Origin of the sequence: Streptomyces sp. NBC_01428 (genome assembly GCF_036231965.1) — a bacterium.
In the GTDB taxonomy this organism is placed as follows: domain Bacteria; phylum Actinomycetota; class Actinomycetes; order Streptomycetales; family Streptomycetaceae; genus Streptomyces.
On record NZ_CP109499.1, the window covers coordinates 4,403,000 to 4,421,910 of the forward strand.

Below are 18,911 nucleotides of genomic sequence, written 5' to 3' on the forward strand. Positions count from 1 at the left end.
AGGGGTCAGATACCCGCCACCACCCGTCCATGATTTCTTTCTCCTTTGCCTTGTCTTGAACCGTGCGTCCGGGGAGAGACCGGAGAGAGGCGGGCGATTAATCTGCGCCACATGATTCGTTCGGATGGCTATGTTGACCACCCGCGGTACGACAGGCGCAGGTCGCGCCGTCGCGTCGTCGTATCAACGTTTGTGGCACTTGCGGCGACCGCCGGAATCGGCTACTGGGCCTACAAGGCCCTGGCCGGGGACGACGCGGACGATCCACAGGTAGCCGCCGCCACCGGACAGCTCGACACGTTCCTGACCGCGTGGGCGTCGGGCGACGCCCAGCGGGCGGGCCGGCTGACGGACACCCCCGAGAACGCCACGTCGTTGATCAAGTCCGTCATGACGAACCTGGACCCGTCGCGGACGGAGATCACCGCGGGCACCGGAAAACGGAAAGCGGAAGGGGAAGTCGAGATTCCGTTCACCGTCAGGATGACGCTTTCGGGCGCCGGGGAATACACGTACCACTCGAAGGCCGAGCTCATCCGGAAGAGCGGCGACTGGACGGTCGAATTCCACACCCCCCTCATTCACCCGGACATGGTTCCGGGTCAGACGCTCGCGCTGAAGTCCCGGGAACGCGCGGAGATCCTCGACCGCAACGGCGACGAACTGCAGTCGGCGTCCCTCGCCGGCGCCGTCGACCCGAAGACCGGAAAGGGCGTCTCCGGGCTCCAGGCCCGCTACGACAAGCAGCTCACCGGAGGCGGTGGCGCGGCCCGGTCCGTCGTCGTCGTGGAACGCGAGAGCGGCCGCGTCGTGAAGCGGCTCACCGGCTCCGGCAAGGACGCGGGCAAGGCGGTGCGGACGACCATCGACCCGAAGGTGCAGGAGGCCGCCGCGGCGGCGCTCGACGGCGTCAAGAAGAACGCCGCCCTCGTCGCCGTCGACCCGAGCACCGGCGACATCCTCGCCGCGGCCAACATGCCCTCCGGCATGAACCGCGCCCTGGAGGGCCGCTATCCGCCCGGCTCCACCTTCAAGGTCGTCACCTCCGCCGCCCTCCTGAAGCAGGGGATGCGGCCCTCCGACAAGGCCGACTGCCCCAAGTTCGCCTACGTCGACGGCCAGCGCTTCGAGAACCAGGACCAGTTCGTGCTGCCCGCAGGCTCGACGTTCAAGGACGCGTTCGCCCACTCCTGCAACACCTTCTTCGTCGGGGCCCGGGACAAGCTGTCCGACGCGGCGCTGCACGACACCGCCGAGGCCTTCGGGATCGGCGGCACCTGGGACGCGGGCACCGCCACGTACGACGGCAGCGTCCCGGTGGCGGACGGCGACAACGACAAGGCGGCCTCCACCATCGGCCAGGCCAGGACCCAGGCCTCGCCGCTCGTCATGGCCTCCATCGCGGCCACGGTCAAGGAGGGCGCCTTCAAGCAGCCCGTCCTGGTGCCCGACGCGGTGAAGAAACGCTATGAGGCCCCCGCCCGGCTGGAACCGGGCGTGGTCGGCAGCCTGCGCGACATGATGCGCGCCACCGTCACCGACGGAGCCGGCTGGGCCCTCAAGAGCCTCCCCGGCGAGCCGCACGCCAAGACGGGCACCGCCGAGTTCGGCAACGACAGCCCGCCCCGCACCCACGCCTGGATGATCGGCTACCAGGGCGACCGGGAACTCGCCTGGTCGGTCCTCCTGGAGGACGGCGGTTCCGGTGGCTCGGACGCCGGCCCCATCGCGGCCAAGTTCCTGAAGAACCTCGGCTGAACCCCGCACGACACCGACCGACCCACGTCCGCCGGCGGAACCTCCGCCGGCGCGCGCCACCGAGAGATCCACCCATCCGTGACCAGCACAGCGGGACCGGCACCCCGGGACCGGAGCGGCGGGAACCGGCACCCCGGGACCGGCGGCGGTCGGACGTCACGGAGCACTTGAGCCGACGGTACGGGGGACGCACCAGCACGCTCCACGAAACGCCGACGGGACCGACCCTCCAGGTCCCTGCGGTGGTTCCCCTCCGTTCCGTCACCACCTCAGCCCCTGTTGGGCGACGGCTTGATTCACACAAACAAGGGGAACCGTCATGAACAGCAGGACCAGCCTGACGATCCAGCTCCTCGGCCCCGTGACCCTGGTGAGAAACGGGATACCGATACCCATCCGGGGTCAGCGGCAGCGACGGTTCCTCGCTTCCTTGGCGCTGAAGCCCGGACAGGTCACCACCAAGGAAGCGATCATCGAGGACTCCTGGGACGGCGAACCGCCGCTGACCGTCTCCGGACAGCTCCAGACCTCCGCCTGGATGATCCGCACCGCGCTGGCCGACGCCGGCCTCACCCGGGACGCGCTCGCCTCGCACACCCTGGGCTACGAATTACGCGTACCCGCCGACCGCATCGACGTGTTCGTCTTCCGCGACGCCGTACGGCACGTCCGTGAACTCCACGCCCGCGGCCAGTACAAGAGCGCCTCGGAGTCCCTCGACGGCGCGCTCGGCATGTGGCGCGGCGCCGCCCTCACGGACGTCACGTCGAGCCGGCTGCGCATGAAGGGCGACGCCCTGGACCGCGAGCGCACGGCCGCCGCCGAACTGCGCGCCCTGATCGACGTCGGGCTCGGTCACTACGGCGAGGCGATCTCCCAGCTGTCGGAGCTGGTCGACCACGACCCGCTGCGCGAGGACCTCTACGCGGGACTGATGAAGGCGTACTACGGCGAGGGCCGACAGGCCGACGCCATCCGCGTCTTCCACCGCGCCAAGGAGATCCTGCGCGAGCAGATCGGCATCAACCCCGGCTCGCGCCTGCGGGAGTTGATGCAGGCGATCCTCCAGCAGGACGAGCAGCTCCTGCGGGCCACCGGGATCCCGCTCTCCGGGGACCGGGTGAGGTGAACCGGGCACCCGGCGGGCGGCCGGCCCCGGCCGCCCGGCGCGCGTGAGCGAACCCCCGCCGGACCTGGGGGTGTCGTCCGGATCACGGGTCCCCCGGACCCGCCGGCCCCTCCCGACACCCCCGCCGCAATGACCGAAAATCCCCCCATACGCCACCCCTTGTCGTAGCGTTCCTCGGACTCATGACCCTCGTCAGTCGTCGGTCATCGGTCGTCAGAGGAAGCGGGGCAGAACATGGCCGGCCGGCGTGCGGTCCTCAAGGGAGTCCTGGCGGTGTCCGGCACGGCGGCGGGCGCCACCGGCCTGGTCGCGGCGGCGCCGACGGCGAGACGCGGCGCCCCGTACGCGACCTCCGTACGGATGCGCTGGCTGGGCGTCTCCGGCTGGGAGATCGTCATCGACGGCGACCGCAGCATCCTCTTCGACCCCTACCTGAGCCGGATGCCGTACGCGGACAGGAAGGGCGACCTGGACCCGTCCCTCCCGCTCCGCTGCGACCGCACGGCGGTGGAACAGCTCGCCGCCCACCACCTGCGCGGCGCCCCGGAGCTGATCCTCGTCAGCCACGGACACTTCGACCACGTGGCGGACGTACCGCAGCTGCTGGCCCGCCCCGCCTGGGCGAGGCACCGCATCCGCGCGGTGTGCGACGAGACCGTGGGCCATCTGCTGACGGCGATGGGTACACCACACGCCCGGATGGAGGATGTGATTCCGGTCAAGGGCGGCGAGTACCTCCAGTTCGACGGCTACACGGTCGAGGTGTTCCGCAGCCTGCACAGCCAGCAGGCCGACCACGGCTACTTCGCCCCCGGCACCAGGACCGCCCCGCCCCGCCGCCCCGCCACCCTGGGCGACCTCGTCGAAGGCGACACCCTGGCGTACCAGGTCACCGTGGACGGCGGCCCGAGCATCCTCCTGATGGGGGCGAGCAACTTCGCGGAACGCGAGCTGGCGGGCATCCGCCCCGACATCGCGACGATCGCCATGACCTCCCACTCGGCCCTCCACCGCTACGTGGAGCGCCTGCTGTCCGCGACGGGCAACCCGCCCCTGCTCATCCCGAACCACCACGACGACATGACCACCCCCCTCTCCAGGACCCCCTCGCAGCTCGCCGCCGTCACCCCCACCACGGCGGCCGACCAGCTGACGGCGGCCTCCGCCTCCTCCTCACAGGTCCTGAACCCGCAGCATCTGCGGGCCCTGGACGTCACCGCGGCGCTCGCCTGACCCCACCGGTGCGGGAACCGTCCGCCGTACGGATCGCCCCCGGGGCCCCGCGGGTCCATGCTGAGGAGAGCGGGCGCCCGGTCCAGCACCAGCGGGCGCCACGAGGTTCCGGAGGGCGTCATGAGCTCACCATCCGTCCCGCCGCCCGCGCCGCTCCCCCCGCAGGGACCGGGAGCCACGGACAAGGGCCTGAAGGGCGGCGCCCTGGGCCTGTTCTCCAGCACGGTGATCGGGCTGGCCTCCACCGCCCCCGCCTACAGCCTCGCCGCGACCCTCGGCGTCATCGTGGGCATCGTGGGCTTCCAGTCGCCCATCATCATCGTGCTCGCCTTCGTCCCGATGTTCCTGATCGCCTACGGCTACAAGGAACTGAACCGGGCCGACCCCGACTGCGGCACCACGTTCACCTGGGCGTCCCGCGCCTTCGGCCCCCGCACCGGCTGGCTCGGCGGATGGGGCATCGTCGCCGCCGACATCATCGTGATGGCCAACCTGGCGCAGATCGCGGGCGCGTACGGCTTCCAGCTGATCGGCGCGGACGGGCTCGCGCAGAACACGTTCTGGGTCACCTTCGTCGGCGTCGTGTGGATCGCCCTGATGACCCTGATCTGCTACATCGGCATCGAGCTGTCGGCGAACCTGCAGAAGGCGCTGCTCACCATCGAGATCGTGGTGCTGGTGCTGCTGGCGGTCACCGCCCTGGTCAAGGTCTACGGCGGCACCGCCCCGGCCGTCTCCTCCGAGGTCTCCTGGTCGTGGTTCAACCCCTTCGAGATCAACTCGTTCGACGACCTGACCAAGTCCATCCTCGCCGGGGTCTTCATCTACTGGGGCTGGGACACCGCCGTGTCCGTGAACGAGGAGACCGCCGACCGCGACCGCACCCCGGGCCGCGCCGCCGTCATCTCCACCGTGATCCTGCTGCTCGTCTACCTCATGGTCACGACGTCCGCGCAGTCGTTCGCCGGCGTGGGCGACAAGGGCATCGGCCTCGGCAATCCCGACAACTCGGGGGACGTGCTGTCCAGTCTCGGCGCGGAGGTGTTCGGCACCGGGGGCTGGGGCCAGGTGGCCACCAAGCTCCTGATCGTCATGGTCCTCACCTCGGCCGCGGCCTCCACCCAGACGACCATCCTGCCCACGGCCCGCACGACCCTCTCCATGGCCGCGTTCAAGGCCATCCCGCAGCGCTTCGCGCGCATCCACCCGCGCTTCCTCACCCCGACCTGGTCCACCGTCGGCATGGGCATCGCCTCGATCGCCTTCTACGTGATGCTGACGCAGGTCAGCGAGAACGTCCTCGCCGACTCCATCGGCTCCGTCGGCCTGATGATCGCCTTCTACTACGGCCTCACCGGCTTCGCCTGTGTCTGGTACTACCGCAGAGTCCTCACCCGCAGCCCACGCGATCTCTGGACCCGGGGCATCATGCCGGGCCTGGGCGGCGCGATGCTGCTGTACTTCTTCATCAACGCCTGCATCGTCTACTCCGCCGCCGACTACGGCAGCACGTCGTGGACCCTCCCGTTCCCGCCGCACTGGCAGCTCGGCGGCGTCTTCGTGACCGGCATCGGAGCCCTGCTCGTCGGCGCCGCCCTGATGCTCGTGTACGGCGCGTTCCGCCCGGCCTTCTTCCGCAAGGAGACGATCCCGGTCTCGGCGCACGACAAGGAGGGCCACTGAGCCACCGGCCGGCGCCACCCCGCCCGTCGGACGGTACGTCGCCTCAGGCGTCGCGCCGCGCCCCCGGGAGCCCGTCGATCATCAGGCGGAGGGTGAAGTCGAAGCGGTCGTGGACCGTTCCGGCGGTGAGTTCGGCGGCGTAGCGCCTCGTGTGCGGGAAGGTGTCGTCGGGCAGGGCGGCGAACCGGCGCAGCAGTTCCTCGCGGCTCACGACCCACTCGTCCTCACCGCGGCCGATCCGGCTGTTCACCAGGGCGACCTCGAGGCTGTAGGCGTTGACGTACAGCGACAACGAGTCGAGGGCCCAGGCGGCGATCTGCGGCTCGACGCCTCCGGCGAGCAGCAGCGCGAGCATGCCCTCGCCGACGCGCAGCGTCTCCAGGTTCGACGGGGCGGCGGCGATGGCCGCGCGGGAGATGCCCGGGTACCGCAGGTACTGGTCACGCAGCTGGGTGCACACGTCGACGAGTTGCTCCCGCCAGAGCGCGGGATCCGGCTCCGGCAGCTCGATCCCGGCGCAGAGCCGGCCGATGAGCAGCTCGTCCAGGTCCTCCTTGTTGACCACGTGGGCGTAGAGCGACGACGGCCCGGTCTCCAGCGCGGTGGCCACCCGCCGCATCGTGAGGGCGTCGTACCCCTCCGCCTCGACGATGGCGAAGGCGGTGCCGATGATCGCCTCGACCGTGATCGGCTTCTTGCGCCCGCCGGACGGTCCACGCCGGGCCGTGGAAGCGCTCGTGCCGGTGCCGAGCTGGTGCCGGGCCGCACGGCGTTGCTCCGGAGTCGGTGACATGCGGGCAGTCTAACCAATCGACGAACAGTGTTCCACGTCACCAAGAACACCGTTCGCCTTGCCACGAACACCATTCCTATGTAGAACAGTGTTCGTGTCCACCGACCAGCGCTCACCCGAAGCGCCCGCCACTCCTCCCGCCACTCCCGCCGACCGTCCGCCGTCACGGACCGCATGGCTCGTCCTGATCGTCGTGGTCATGGCCGACGTCATGGACCTCATCGACTCCAGCATCGCGACCCTCGCCGGCCCGTCCATCCACGCCGACCTCGGCGGCGGACAGGTCACCGTCCAGTGGGTGCTCAGCGCCTACACCGCCGCCTTCGCGCTCGGCCTCGTCACCTCGGGCCGGCTCGGGGACGTGCTCGGCCGCCGCCGCCTCTTCCTGCTCGGCATGACCGGCTTCACCCTGACGTCACTGGCCTGCGGCCTCGCTCCCGACCCGCTCTTCCTGATCGTCGCCCGCACCCTGCAGGGCCTGTGCGGATCGGTGATGATCCCGCAGGGCATGGCCCTCGTGAAGGTCGTGTTCCCGCCCCGGCACCTGCGCAAGGCGCTGACCCCCGTCGGCCCGCTGATGGGCCTGACCATGGTCGGCGGGCCCATCCTGGCCGGCTGGCTGCTCCACCTGGACCTGTTCGGCAGCCAGTGGCGCTCCATCTTCCTCATCAACGTGCCGCTCGGCGTCCTGGCCGGCGCCCTCGCCTGGCGGGTCCTCCCCCACCGGGGCGGCGAGGACGCCACCGCCCGCCTCGACCTCACCGGCGTCGGCCTGCTCACCGCCGCCTCGGCCCTGCTGATCGTCCCGCTCATCCAGGGACGCGAACTCGGCTGGCCCGCCTGGACCTACGCCATGATGGCCGCCTCGGTCGCCCTGCTCGCCGCGTTCGTCGTCTCCCAGCGGCGCAGCCGCCACCCGGTCATCACCCCGTCGCTGTTCCGCAAGCGCAGTTTCGTCGTCGGCCTGCTGATCGTCGCCGGGTTCTACGCCTCGCTCAGCGCGTTCGTCCTCGTCATCAACCTGCTGCTGCAACAGGGCCTGCACTGGACGCCGCTGCACACCGGTCTCACCCTGATCCCCTGGGCCCTCGGCACGGCCGTCGCCGTCCTCCTCGCGGGCGCCGTGCTCGCCGAGAAGCTGGGACGAGCGACCCTGCACCTCGGACTGGCCGTCGCGGTCGTCGGCCTGCTGTCCCTGTGGTGGTCCGTCGCCCACTTCGCCGCCGGCATCACCGTCTGGAACCTGGCCCCCGCGCTGCTTCTCACCGGCTTCGGCTCAGGCCTGGTCTTCGTGCCCCTGGTCGACTTCATCATCGGCGACGCCACCGCCGAGGAGGTCGGCACGGGCGCGGGTCTGCTCAACGCGGTCCAGCAGTTCGCGGGCGCGATGGGCGTCGCCGCCCTCGGCACCCTCTTCTTCGCCCGCGTGGGCCACCCGTCCCTGAGCTCCTACCTCTCCGCGGCGGAACTGATCTTCGCCACGGCGGCAGCCCTGAACTTCCTCACCCTGCTCCTGGTCGGCCTGCTCCCCCGCCACGCCCAACAGGCCCACGGCTGAACCCCACCCATCAGGGCATGAAAAAACCCCAGGTCACGGCGAGTGAGTCCTGGGGTAATTCCGAGCCGCCTTCGGGATTCGAACCCGAGACCTACGCATTACGAGTGCGTTGCTCTGGCCATCTGAGCTAAGGCGGCGCGCTGCCCACACCTATGGTGCGATCAGCAACGCGGTAAGTCTACACAGTTTCGAGGGGTGCTCCGCACACCCCCCGAGGCCCCCGGGGAGTGCGGGTGCAACAGGGCTATGAGCAGCGCTTTCCCTTCTCCGGAGGGGTCCCCTGGAGGAGGTAGCGGTCGATCGCGGAGTCGATGCAGGCGCTGCCTCGGCCGTACGCGGTGTGCCCGTCGCCGACGTAGGTGAGGAGGGTCGCGGAGGAGAGCTGGGAGGCGAGGGACTTCGCCCACGGGTACGGGGTCGCCGGGTCCCGGGTCGTGCCGACGACGAGGATCGGGGCGGCGCCCTTCGCCTCGATGCGGTGCGGTTCCCCGGTGTTCTTCACGGGCCAGTAGGCGCAGTTCAGGGAGGCCCAGGCCAGCCCCTCACCGAAGACGGGGGACGCCTTCTCGAAGGAGGGCAGCGCCTCCTCGACCTGGTCCGGCGTGGAGAAGGCGGCGGGCAGGTCGAGACAGTTCACGGCGGCGTTGGCGAACATGAGGTTCGCGTACTTCCCGTCGGCGTCCCGCTCGTAGTAGCTGTCGGAGAGGGCGAGCAGGCCCGCGCCGTCCTTCTCCTTCATCGCGGAGGTGAGCGCGTCCCGCAGCTGCGGCCACGCCGACTCGTCGTACATCGCCGCGATCACCCCGGTCGTGGCGAGCGCCTCGCCGACCTTGCGGCCGTCCGCGTCACCCGCCGGGATCGGCGTCTTGTCGAGCTGCTGGAAGAACGCCTTCAGGTTCCGGCCCACCTCGTCCGGGCCCGTGCCCGCGTCACCCAGCGGGCAGTCGCTGTGCCGGACGCAGTCCTTCGCGAAGGACTGGAACGCCGTCTCGAACCCCGCCGTCTGCTCCTCGTTGAGCTTGCGCGCGGTCAGGGACGGGTCGAGCGCTCCGTCCAGCACCAGCCGGCCCGCCCGCTCGGGGTAGAGCCCCGCGTACGTGGCTCCCAGGAACGTCCCGTACGACGCCCCCACGTAGTTCAGCTTCTGGTCGCCGAGGACCGCCCGGAGGATGTCCATGTCCCGGGCCGCCTCCACGGTGGAGACGTGCCGCAGCAGTTCGGGCGACCGCTCGCCGCAGCCCTCCGCGAACTTCTTGTATGCGGCGACCAGTTGGTCCGTCTCCCGGCCGTCGTCCGGCGTGCTGTCGGTCTGGGTGTACGTGTCCATCTCGGGGCCGGTGAGGCACTCGACCGGCTCGCTGCGGGCCACACCGCGCGGGTCGACCGCGACCATGTCGTAGCGGGCGCGGACGTCCGCCGGATACCCGATGCCGGCGTACGACTGGAGGTAGCCGATCGCCGAGCCGCCGGGGCCGCCCGGATTGACCAGGAGCGAGCCGATGCGCTTGCCCGGCCCCGTGGCCTTCTTGCGGGAGACCGCCAGTCGCACGTCACCGGCGTCCGGCTTCGCGTAGTCGAGGGGCGCCTTCATCGTGGCGCACTCGAAGCCGGGGACACCGCAGCTGCGCCAGTTCAGCTTCTGCGCGTAGTACGGCGACAGCGCCGCCGGAGTGGCACGCGGCAGCGCGGTCAGCACCGCGTCCGCCTTCGCGGCCGTCGCCGTGGAACTCCCGGAGGAGCAGGCGGAGATGAGCAGCGCCGCGGCGGCCAGCAGCACGCCGCTCGCACGGAGGGGTCGGGTCGGCCGGGAGGTGCGCCTCAGGTCCATCTCGCGAGCGTAACCGTGCGCGATCAATTGATCACCTTCAGTCGCCTGTGCGGCTCGTACGAGTGACTCGGTCAACCTGTCACCGGATGCGGCACCCCGTGACCGGGCGGAACGGAAGGCCACCGCCGTCACGGGGGGGCCTTTGTCACGCGACCGGGCTTGCCTCTCCGTACGGGAGAGACCTGTATGGCGCGGCGGCGCGCCCGGGGCCGGCACCCCTGCCCGCGGAACGGGTGCCCGAGGGAACCCGGCCCGTCCGCGTGACCCGGCTCAGCCCGCCCGCAGCGCCATCGTCATCGCCTCGACCGCGAGCAGCGGGGCGACGTTGCGGTCCAGTGCCTCGCGGCACGCGGCGATCGCGTCGATGCGGCGCAGGGTCGACTCCGGCGAACTGCCGCGGGCCAGCCGCTCCAGCGTGTCCCCCGCCTCCGCGTTGGCGATGGCCAGGCGGGAGCCGAGCTGCAGCGCGAGCACGTCGCGGTAGAACATGGTGAGGTCGATCAGCGCCAGGTCGAGGCTGTCGCGCTGCGTACGCGTTCTTCGGCGCTTCTGCCGGTCCTCCAGCTCCTTCATGACGCCCGCCGTACCCCGCGGCATCCGGCCGCCCTGCGCCGCGCCGAGGGCCGTCTTCAGGTCCTCGGTCTCCTTGACGTCGACTTCCTCGGCGAGCTGCTTCGCGTCCTCCGAGGCCGTGTCGATCAGCTCCTGAGCCGCCTTCAGACAACCGCCGACGTCGTCGATCCGCATCGGGAGCTTGAGGACCGCGGCCCGGCGCTGGCGGGCGCTCGGGTCGGTGGCGAGGCGACGGGCCCGCCCGATGTGCCCCTGGGTCGCACGCGCGGCGACGGCCGCCACCTCGGGCTCGACGCCGTCACGCCGTACGAGGATGTCGGCGACCGCCTCGACCGGCGGGGTGCGCAGGGTGAGCAGCCGGCAGCGGGAGCGGATGGTGGGCAGCACGTCCTCGATGGACGGCGCGCACAGGAGCCAGACCGTACGCGGGGCGGGCTCCTCGACGGCCTTCAGCAGGACGTTGCCCGCGCCCTCGGTGAGGCGGTCCGCGTCCTCGAGCACGATGACCTGCCAGCGGCCGACGGCCGGGGACAACTGCGCGCGGCGGACCAGCTCGCGGGTCTCCTTGACGCCGATGGAGAGCAGGTCGGTGCGGACGATCTGCACGTCGGCGTGGGTGCCGACCAGGCTCGTGTGACAGCCGTCGCAGAACCCGCAGCCGGGGACTCCGCCCAGCGCGCGGTCGGGGCTGACGCACTGCAACGCGGCCGCGAAGGCGCGCGCCGCGGTGGAACGGCCCGAACCGGGCGGGCCGGTGAACAGCCAGGCGTGCGTCATCTTGGACGCCTCGGGGACCGGGGTCCTCGCGGTGACGGCCGTGACGAGGGCGTCGGCGTCCCGGGCAGCGGCGGCGAGCTGCTCGCTCACCTTCTCCTGGCCCACCAGGTCGTCCCACACAGGCATGGGGCCCGCCCTTCCGTCGCGTTTTGTCGTGCGTCGTCCATTGTGCGGGTCCCCACCGACAATCGGCCCCGGCGGTCCGATCTCGGCGCCCGCAGCCCGCCGCCTCCGCACTCCACCCGGGCGCGACGCAACGCTAGGTAGCCCGCCGCGGGACACGCAGAACCGCAAACCCCCTGAGTCGCCGGCCCCGGCCGGTTCCAGGTGCGTACGTTCCCGCACCCACCACCGGCCAGGGTCCGGCGACAGGGCTTCTGCCCGGTCCTACCGGCGGCGCCTGCCGCGTCCCTCGTCCCGGTCGTCCTCGTCGCGCGGGCCGAGAAGTTCGTCGGCCAGGGTCGGAAGGTCGTCGAGCGGGGTCTCCTCGGCCCAGTCGGAACGGGGCCGGCGCCGCGGGGTGCCCGTCTCGTCCACCTGAGGCAGTTCACGCGTGCGGTCGACGGAGCTCTCGGGCTCCTGGGCCGGCGTCGACGCCGGCCGCTCGTCGCGGAAGAAGCCCCGGGGCATCCGGTCGGCCGGAGCACCGGACGGCGCGTCGGCCGAGGCGTCGGCACCCTGGTCCCGTACCGGAGGAAGCACCGCTGTCTCGTCGGCCGCGCCCGGGGTGACGGGCGGCAGTACCGCGGTCTCGTCCGCCGCGCGGTCCGGCGTCGGCGGCTTCGGCAGCGTGGCCGTCTCCTCGACGTCGCGCCGCGGCTCCTTGCGGGACGTCGAGCGCGCCCCGGAGCCGCCACGGTCGGTGCCGGTGCCGGTGCCGGTGTCGGTGTCCGGTCGTACCGCGGGCAGGACGGCCGTCTCGTCCGTCGGCCGCGCGGCAGACGGGTCGGGCACGACGGGCGTGGGCACCGTCGTCTCGTTGTCGGGCACCGGAGCCGGTGCGGTGCGCGAGGACCTGGGGGCGGTCTGCCCGGACCCGGACGCCGACGCGTTCGCGGCCTCGTCGGTCCGGCCCGTGTCGGCACCGGAACCGCTCCGGGTCGTGCCACCGGCCGGCGCACCGGTCCCGAAGCCCGCTCCGGTCTTCGACGCCGCAGAACCGGCCGAAGCCGCCGCGGCTGCCGAGGCGGCCGCCGCGTCCGCGGCGAGCTGCCGGGCCTGCTCGGCCCGCAGCAGCGCCTCTTCGGCCTTGCGCTGCTTCTCCAGGCGACGCTCCTCGGCCTCGGCACGCAGGCGTGCCTCCTCCTCGGCCTGCCGGCGCAGACGCTCCTGCTCGGCGGCGCGGGCCTGCTCCTCCGCGAGCTTGCGGACCCGCTCCTCCTCGGCGCGGCGGCGGGACTCCTCGGCGCGCTGCCGGGCCTCCTCCGCCTGCCGCTCGGCCTCGCGCCGCTGCGCCTCCTCCAACTCGCGCCGCTTGCGCTCCTCCTCCTCGGCGCGCAGCTTCGCGAGCTGTTCCTGGCGCTCGCGCTCCTGGCGCTCCTCCTCGGCCTTGCGGGCTGCCTCGGCCTCGGCCTTGCGGCGGGCCTCCTCCTCGGCGGCCTTGCGCGCCTCCTCCTGGGCCTTCACCTCGGCCTCGGAGAGGGGCAGCATCATGTCGAGCCGGTGCCGGACGACCGTGGTGACGGCCTCGGGCTCCTGGGCCGCGTCGACCACCAGGTAGCGGCCCGGGTCGGCGGCGGCGAGCGTGAGGAAACCGGACCGCACGCGCGTGTGGAACTCCAGCGGCTCCGACTCCAGACGGTCGGGCGCCTCGGTGAACCGCTCGCGGGCGGCTTCCGGCGACACGTCCAGCAGCACCGTCAGGTGCGGGACGAGACCGGCGGTCGCCCACCGGTTGATCCGGGCGATCTCCGTCGGGGACAGGTCGCGGCCCGCGCCCTGGTAGGCGACGGAGGAGTCGATGTAGCGGTCGGAGATGACGACGGCGCCGCGCTCCAGCGCGGGCCGCACCACCGTGTCGACGTGCTCCGCGCGGTCGGCCGCGTACAACAGCGCCTCCGCGCGGTGCGAGAGTCCGGCGGACGACACGTCGAGAAGGATCGAGCGCAGCCGCTTGCCGACGGGCGTGGCGCCCGGTTCGCGGGTGACGACGACCTCGTGGCCCTTGCCGCGGATCCAGTCGGCGAGTGCCTGCGCCTGCGTGGACTTGCCCGCTCCGTCGCCGCCCTCCAGGGCGATGAAGAAGCCGTTCGTGGTGGGCACCTCGTCCGGATCGTCGCCGCCGCGCAGCGCGTCCAGCAGGTCCTTGCGCAGCGGCACCCCGGAACGGTCGTCGACCTTCGCGAGCACCACGGCGGCGACGGGCAGCAGCAGCGCGCCGACCAGCATCAGGGTGAAGGCGGCGCCACCGTGCGCGAAGACGAACTTGCCGTTCTCCAGGCGGTGCGGGCCGATGGCGGCGGCCACCAGAGGCGCGACGATCGCGCCGGCCCCCACGAAGAGCCGCACGACGGCGTGCAGGTGCTCGGTGGTCCGGGCGCGCCGGAACTCCTCGGTCTCCTGGTCGAGCAGGGCGTGCCCGGTGTTGGCGGCGACGCCCGCGCCGACGCCGGCGAAGGCGACGATCAGCAGCACGGTGGTGACATCCGGGACGAGTCCGGCGGCCAGCAGCGCGACGCCGGTGAAGGCGATCGCGAGGGCCAGCAGGCGGCGCCGGGACAGCGACGGGAGCAGCGAGGGCGCGGTGCGGATACCGGCGACGACACCGCCGGTCAGGGCGAGCACGAGCAGGCCGTAGGTCACCGGTCCGCCGCCGAGGTCCTTGGCCTCCAGGACGGCGACGGCGACGGCGGCCGCAATGGCTCCGGCGACCGCGGCACAGGCCGGCACCAGGAGCGGGATCGCGCCGGTGCGGCCCTTGTCGACGCCGGTGCCGGTCTTCGGGCGGCGCAGTCCTTCGAGCGGCGACCGCGCGCGCGGAGTACGGACGTCGGGCAGTTCGAGGAAGGTGACGACGGAGAGGCAGGCCGCGAAGAGGCCGGCCGCGACGTACGAGGCGAGGGCGGCCTGGTGCTGGTCGAACCAGTCGATCCCGGCGCCCAGCAGGTTGCTGACGAGGGAGACGACGACCAGGGTGGCGGCCGCGACGGGCACCGAGACGAACGCCGTACGCAGCGACAGCCGCCGCAGCGCGTCCATGTGGTCGGGCAGCGGGCGCACCGTGGCGCCCTCCAGCGGCGGTGCGGGCAGCAGCGCGGGGGCCGCGCCCTCCCGGCACACCGACCAGAACCGCTCGGCGACTCCGGCCACGAAGGCGATGACCAGGAGGACGGCGAGGGCGTTGTCCGGGGTCCAGTCGATCCACATCGGCGCGACGATGAGGAGGCCGGCCCGCAGACCGTCCGCTCCGAGCATGGTCCAGCGCCGGTCGAGGAGACCGTCGGGTGAGGTCAGGGTGGTCAGGGGGCCCAGGAGTACGGCTCCGAAGAGCAGCGTCGCGAGGACGCGTGCCCCGAAGACGGCCGCCACGGCGAGGGCCGCTCCGCGGTAACCACCGCCGAAGGAACCCTCGGAGATCGCCGCCTGCAGGGCGAGGACGACCAGGACGAGCAGGGCGAGCGCGTCCGCGACACCTCCCACAAGGTGCGCGCTCCACAACCGCTTCAACTGCGGTTGGCGCAACAGCGCGCGCACGGCGCGCTCGCGTGAATCCGCGACCAGGGCGTCGTCGGGGGCCGGATTGTGGGCCGTTGGCTGCTCGGCTCGCGTCATCCCGCCAGCCTATCCGGACCCACTGACTCCCCGAAGGGGTGCCCGAACATACGGACGCCCCCGGACCTTTCGGTACGGGGGCGCACCCGCTCTGACCTGGGTGGGAAGCCTGTGAACACCGCCGGATCGCGGAAAGTTCACGGGCCGTGGAGCCCGGCTTCGTCGCTCCGTCGGCCGGACCCGCCGGGTCGGCCGACCAAGTCGGCCGCACCCTTCGGACGTTTCCGGATTCGGCTGGTTTCCACCGGTCCCGGCCGAGTTCGGCCGCGCTGGCCGGCTTCGGGCCGAGGCCGGCTCAGCCTTCGGAAGCCGCCGTCTTCTTCGCGGCGGTCGTCTTGGCGGGCGCCTTCTTGGCGGCCGTCTTCGCGGTCGTCGTCTTCTTCGCGGCCGTCTTCTTGGCCGGTGCCTTCTTGGCGGTCGCCTTCTTGGCCGGCGCCTTCTTCGCGGTCTTCTTCGCCGGACCCTTGGCGCGCTTCTCGGCGAGCAGCTCGTAGCCGCGCTCCGGGGTGATCTCCTCGACGCTGTCGTCGGACCGCAGGGTCGCGTTCGTCTCGCCGTCGGTCACGTACGGACCGAAACGGCCGTCCTTGACCACGACGGGCTTCTGGCTGACCGGGTCCTCGCCCAGCTCCTTGAGCGGCGGCTTGGCGGCCGCGCGGCCCCGCTGCTTGGGCTGGGAGTAGATCTCCAGCGCCTCTTCCAGCGTGATGGTGAAGAGCTGGTCCTCGGCCGTGAGCGACCGCGAGTCCGTGCCCTTCTTCAGGTACGGGCCGTACCGGCCATTCTGCGCGGTGATCTCGACACCCTCGGCGTCCTTGCCGACGACGCGCGGCAGGGACATCAGTTTGAGGGCGTCCTCGAGCGTCACCGTGTCGAGCGCCATCGACTTGAACAGCGAGGCGGTCCGCGGCTTCACGGCGTTCTTGCCCGTCTTCGGGGTGCCCTCGGGGAGCACCTCGGTGACGTACGGGCCGTAGCGGCCGTCCCTGGCGATGATCTGGTGGCCCGACTGCGGGTCGGCACCCAGCTCGAAGTCGCCGCTCGGCTTCGCGAGGAGTTCCTCGGCGAGCTCGATGGTCAGCTCGTCCGGTGCCAGGTCCTCCGGCACGTCGGCACGCTGGTGGTTCTCGGAGTCCTTCTCGCCACGCTCGACGTACGGGCCGTAGCGGCCGACGCGGAGCACCACGTCGTTGCCGACCGGGAAGGACGACACCTCGCGGGCGTCGATGGCGCCCAGGTCGGTGACGAGCTCCTTGAGGCCGCCCAGGTGGTCGCCGTCGCCGTTGCCGGCCTCGGCGGCGCCACTCGCGTCGCCCTCGCCGAAGTAGAACCGCCTCAGCCACGGCACGGCCTTGGCCTCGCCCCGCGCGATGCGGTCGAGGTCGTCCTCCATCTTGGCCGTGAAGTCGTAGTCGACGAGCCGCCCGAAGTGCTTCTCCAGGAGGTTGACCACGGCGAACGACAGGAAGGACGGCACGAGGGCCGTGCCCTTCTTGAACACGTAACCGCGGTCGAGGATCGTGCCGATGATCGACGCGTACGTCGACGGGCGGCCGATCTCGCGCTCTTCGAGCTCCTTGACCAGCGAGGCCTCGGTGTAACGGGCCGGCGGCTTGGTGGCGTGGCCGTCGACCGTGATCTCCTCGGCCGACAGCGGGTCGCCCTCGCCGACCTGCGGGAGGCGGCGCTCACGGTCGTCGAGCTCGGCGTTCGGGTCGTCCGCGCCCTCGACGTACGCCTTGAGGAAGCCGTGGAAGGTGATCGTCTTGCCGGACGCGCTGAACTCGGCGTCCCGGCCGTCGGAGGACCTGCCGGCGATCTTGACGGTGACGGAGTTGCCGACCGCGTCCTTCATCTGCGAGGCGACGGTCCGCTTCCAGATCAGCTCGTACAGCTTGAACTGGTCGCCCGTGAGACCCGTCTCGGCCGGGGTGCGGAAACGATCACCCGAGGGACGGATCGCCTCGTGCGCCTCCTGCGCGTTCTTGACCTTCCCGGCGTACGTGCGCGGCTGGGCCGGCAGGTAGTCGGCGCCGTACAGCTGCGTGACCTGGGCGCGGGCGGCGCCGATCGCGGTGTCGGACAGGGTCGTGGAGTCCGTACGCATATAGGTGATGAAGCCGTTCTCGTACAGCTTCTGGGCCACCTGCATGGTCGCCTTCGCACCGAAGCCCAGCTTGCGCGAGGCCTCCTGCTGGAGCGTGGTCGTACGGAACGGCGCGTAGGGCGAGCGGCGGTACGGCTTGGACTCGACCGAGCGGACCGCGAAGTTCGTGTCCTGGAGGGCCGCGGCGAGCGCGCGGGCGTTCGTCTCGTCCAGGTGGAGCGTGTTCGCGCCCTTGATCTGGCCGAGCGAGTCGAAGTCGCGGCCCTGGGCGACGCGCTTGCCGTCGACCGCGGTCAGACGGGCGACCAGGTTGGACGGGTCGCTCGCGTCCCCGGCGCGGCCGGTGCCGAAGGTACCGGTCAGGTCCCAGTACTCGGCGGAACGGAAGGCGATGCGCTCGCGCTCCCGCTCGACGACGAGCCGGGTCGCCACGGACTGCACACGGCCCGCCGACAGGCGCGGCATGACCTTCTTCCACAGGACCGGCGAGACCTCGTAGCCGTAGAGGCGGTCGAGGATGCGCCGGGTCTCCTGGGCGTCGACCATGCGCTTGTTGAGCTCGCGCGGGTTGGCGACGGCGCTGCGGATCGCGTCCTTGGTGATCTCGTGGAAGACCATCCGGTGGACGGGAACCTTGGGCTTCAGGACCTCCAGGAGGTGCCACGCGATGGCTTCGCCCTCGCGGTCCTCATCGGTGGCGAGGAAGAGCTCGTCGGAGTCCTTCAGCAGGTCCTTGAGCTTCTTGACCTGGGCCTTCTTGTCGGCGTTGACCACGTAGATCGGCTGGAAGTCGTTCTCTACGTCGACGCCGAGGCGGCGGACCTCACCCGTGTACTTCTCGGGCACCTCCGCGGCGCCGTTGGGGAGGTCACGGATGTGCCCGACGCTCGCTTCGACGACATAGCCGGGGCCCAGATAGCCCTTGATCGTCTTCGCCTTGGCAGGCGACTCGACGATGACGAGTCGGCGGCCGCCGTGTGCGGTGTCGCTGGTCGGGGACAACTTCGCTCTTCTCTCCGGTCGACGCGGTGCTCCCCGGGGGCTCGGCTCCCGAGGGGTCGGGTCATGCTGACGCTGCGGAGTGTGACGGTACATCCCGCCCCCGTGTCAAACGGGAAAAGCCCGCAACGGCCACTCGAACGGTAACCCGACTACCGCCATTCCTGCCGCCCGGAGTGCCGACCAGCTCTTTCGGGACCATCCGGAGCGTAACTTCCCAGTTACCGAAGTCATGCCCCTCACGCGCGTTGTCCCTCGCGCGTGAGGGATTCACTCAGAGTCGGGTGAAGCACCACATTCCGACCAGGAGCGCCACCGCTCCGGCGAGTGTCGCGAGGGTCACCGATGCGACGCGGTTCACACCGTGGGCCACCGGCTCGCCCTGCCGCAGCCGGATCCCGGTCCAGGCCAGCAGCCCGCCCCCGAACAGTGCGAACACCACCCCTGTGAAGATCGTCGGTCCGCTTTCCATGGATCTGCCCTTCCGCCCCGAGCCCGGACTCGGGAGGCTGACACGTCCCGGCGACACCGACGCGAACCCACGGTGAACGCACGGCGACCGCCGCCCGCGCCGGGCCTCGACCCGGACCGTACCGAGCCTCGCCCGCGCCCCGTGCGGGCCTCGACCGGGCCTCCGCATGCCGGGCGTGGCCCCCACCGTCCTCGCCCGGTGCAGGCCGTGCCCATCGCGGCGACCGGCCG

The 18,911-nt window shown here is 71.6% G+C and carries 11 protein-coding genes and 1 tRNA gene; 5 read left to right on the forward strand and 7 right to left on the reverse strand.

What is annotated here, in order from left to right; all coding sequences use genetic code 11:
* Nucleotides 1-111: 111 nt before the first annotated feature.
* The 4 genes from OG406_RS19070 (at nt 112) to OG406_RS19085 (ending at nt 5,803) form a co-directional block, all read left to right on the forward strand.
* Nucleotides 112-1,758 (forward strand): penicillin-binding transpeptidase domain-containing protein, encoded by a 1,647-nt coding sequence (locus OG406_RS19070; protein WP_443067088.1) that lies wholly within the window; start codon nt 112-114, stop codon nt 1,756-1,758.
* A gap of 319 nt (nt 1,759-2,077) precedes the next feature.
* A complete protein-coding gene (locus tag OG406_RS19075) occupies nt 2,078-2,887 on the forward strand; it encodes an AfsR/SARP family transcriptional regulator (RefSeq protein ID WP_164372890.1) in 810 nt (269 codons plus the stop codon).
* Between the two features lie 234 nt (nt 2,888-3,121).
* Nucleotides 3,122-4,120 carry an MBL fold metallo-hydrolase gene (locus OG406_RS19080; protein ID WP_267051447.1) on the forward strand — a complete coding sequence of 333 codons (999 nt, stop codon included), beginning with the start codon at nt 3,122-3,124 and terminating at the stop codon, nt 4,118-4,120.
* A 120-nt stretch (nt 4,121-4,240) separates the two neighbouring features.
* Entirely contained in the window at nt 4,241-5,803 is a 1,563-nt protein-coding gene (locus OG406_RS19085; protein ID WP_329186828.1) for an APC family permease, read from the forward strand.
* Nucleotides 5,804-5,846: 43 nt separating this feature from the next.
* On the opposite strand, the gene OG406_RS19090 is transcribed toward OG406_RS19085, so the two are convergent.
* On the reverse strand, nt 5,847-6,596 hold the full coding sequence (locus tag OG406_RS19090) for a TetR/AcrR family transcriptional regulator (RefSeq protein WP_329186829.1): 750 nt from the start codon (nt 6,594-6,596) through the stop codon (nt 5,847-5,849).
* A 94-nt stretch (nt 6,597-6,690) separates the two neighbouring features.
* Here OG406_RS19090 and OG406_RS19095 point away from each other — a divergent pair, with 94 nt between their 5' ends.
* Entirely contained in the window at nt 6,691-8,154 is a 1,464-nt protein-coding gene (locus tag OG406_RS19095; RefSeq protein ID WP_329186831.1) for a DHA2 family efflux MFS transporter permease subunit, read from the forward strand.
* Nucleotides 8,155-8,217: 63 nt separating this feature from the next.
* Here OG406_RS19095 and OG406_RS19100 read toward each other — a convergent pair.
* The 6 genes from OG406_RS19100 to OG406_RS19125 form a co-directional block, all read right to left on the reverse strand.
* A tRNA-Thr gene (locus OG406_RS19100) sits at nt 8,218-8,291 on the reverse strand.
* 107 nt (nt 8,292-8,398) lie between these two features.
* Nucleotides 8,399-9,982 carry an alpha/beta hydrolase gene (locus tag OG406_RS19105; RefSeq protein WP_329186833.1) on the reverse strand — a complete coding sequence of 528 codons (1,584 nt, stop codon included), beginning with the start codon at nt 9,980-9,982 and terminating at the stop codon, nt 8,399-8,401.
* Nucleotides 9,983-10,252: 270 nt separating this feature from the next.
* Complete coding sequence (locus OG406_RS19110) at nt 10,253-11,458, reverse strand: DNA polymerase III subunit delta' (RefSeq protein WP_164372885.1); 1,206 nt, start codon at nt 11,456-11,458, stop codon at nt 10,253-10,255.
* A 261-nt stretch (nt 11,459-11,719) separates the two neighbouring features.
* Entirely contained in the window at nt 11,720-15,103 is a 3,384-nt protein-coding gene (gene tmk / locus OG406_RS19115; protein ID WP_329186835.1) for a dTMP kinase, read from the reverse strand.
* A 295-nt stretch (nt 15,104-15,398) separates the two neighbouring features.
* A complete protein-coding gene (gene topA / locus OG406_RS19120) occupies nt 15,399-18,212 on the reverse strand; it encodes a type I DNA topoisomerase (protein WP_164372883.1) in 2,814 nt (937 codons plus the stop codon).
* A 271-nt stretch (nt 18,213-18,483) separates the two neighbouring features.
* Nucleotides 18,484-18,681 carry a hypothetical protein gene (locus OG406_RS19125; protein ID WP_164372882.1) on the reverse strand — a complete coding sequence of 66 codons (198 nt, stop codon included), beginning with the start codon at nt 18,679-18,681 and terminating at the stop codon, nt 18,484-18,486.
* Between the last annotated feature and the right edge of the window lie 230 nt (nt 18,682-18,911).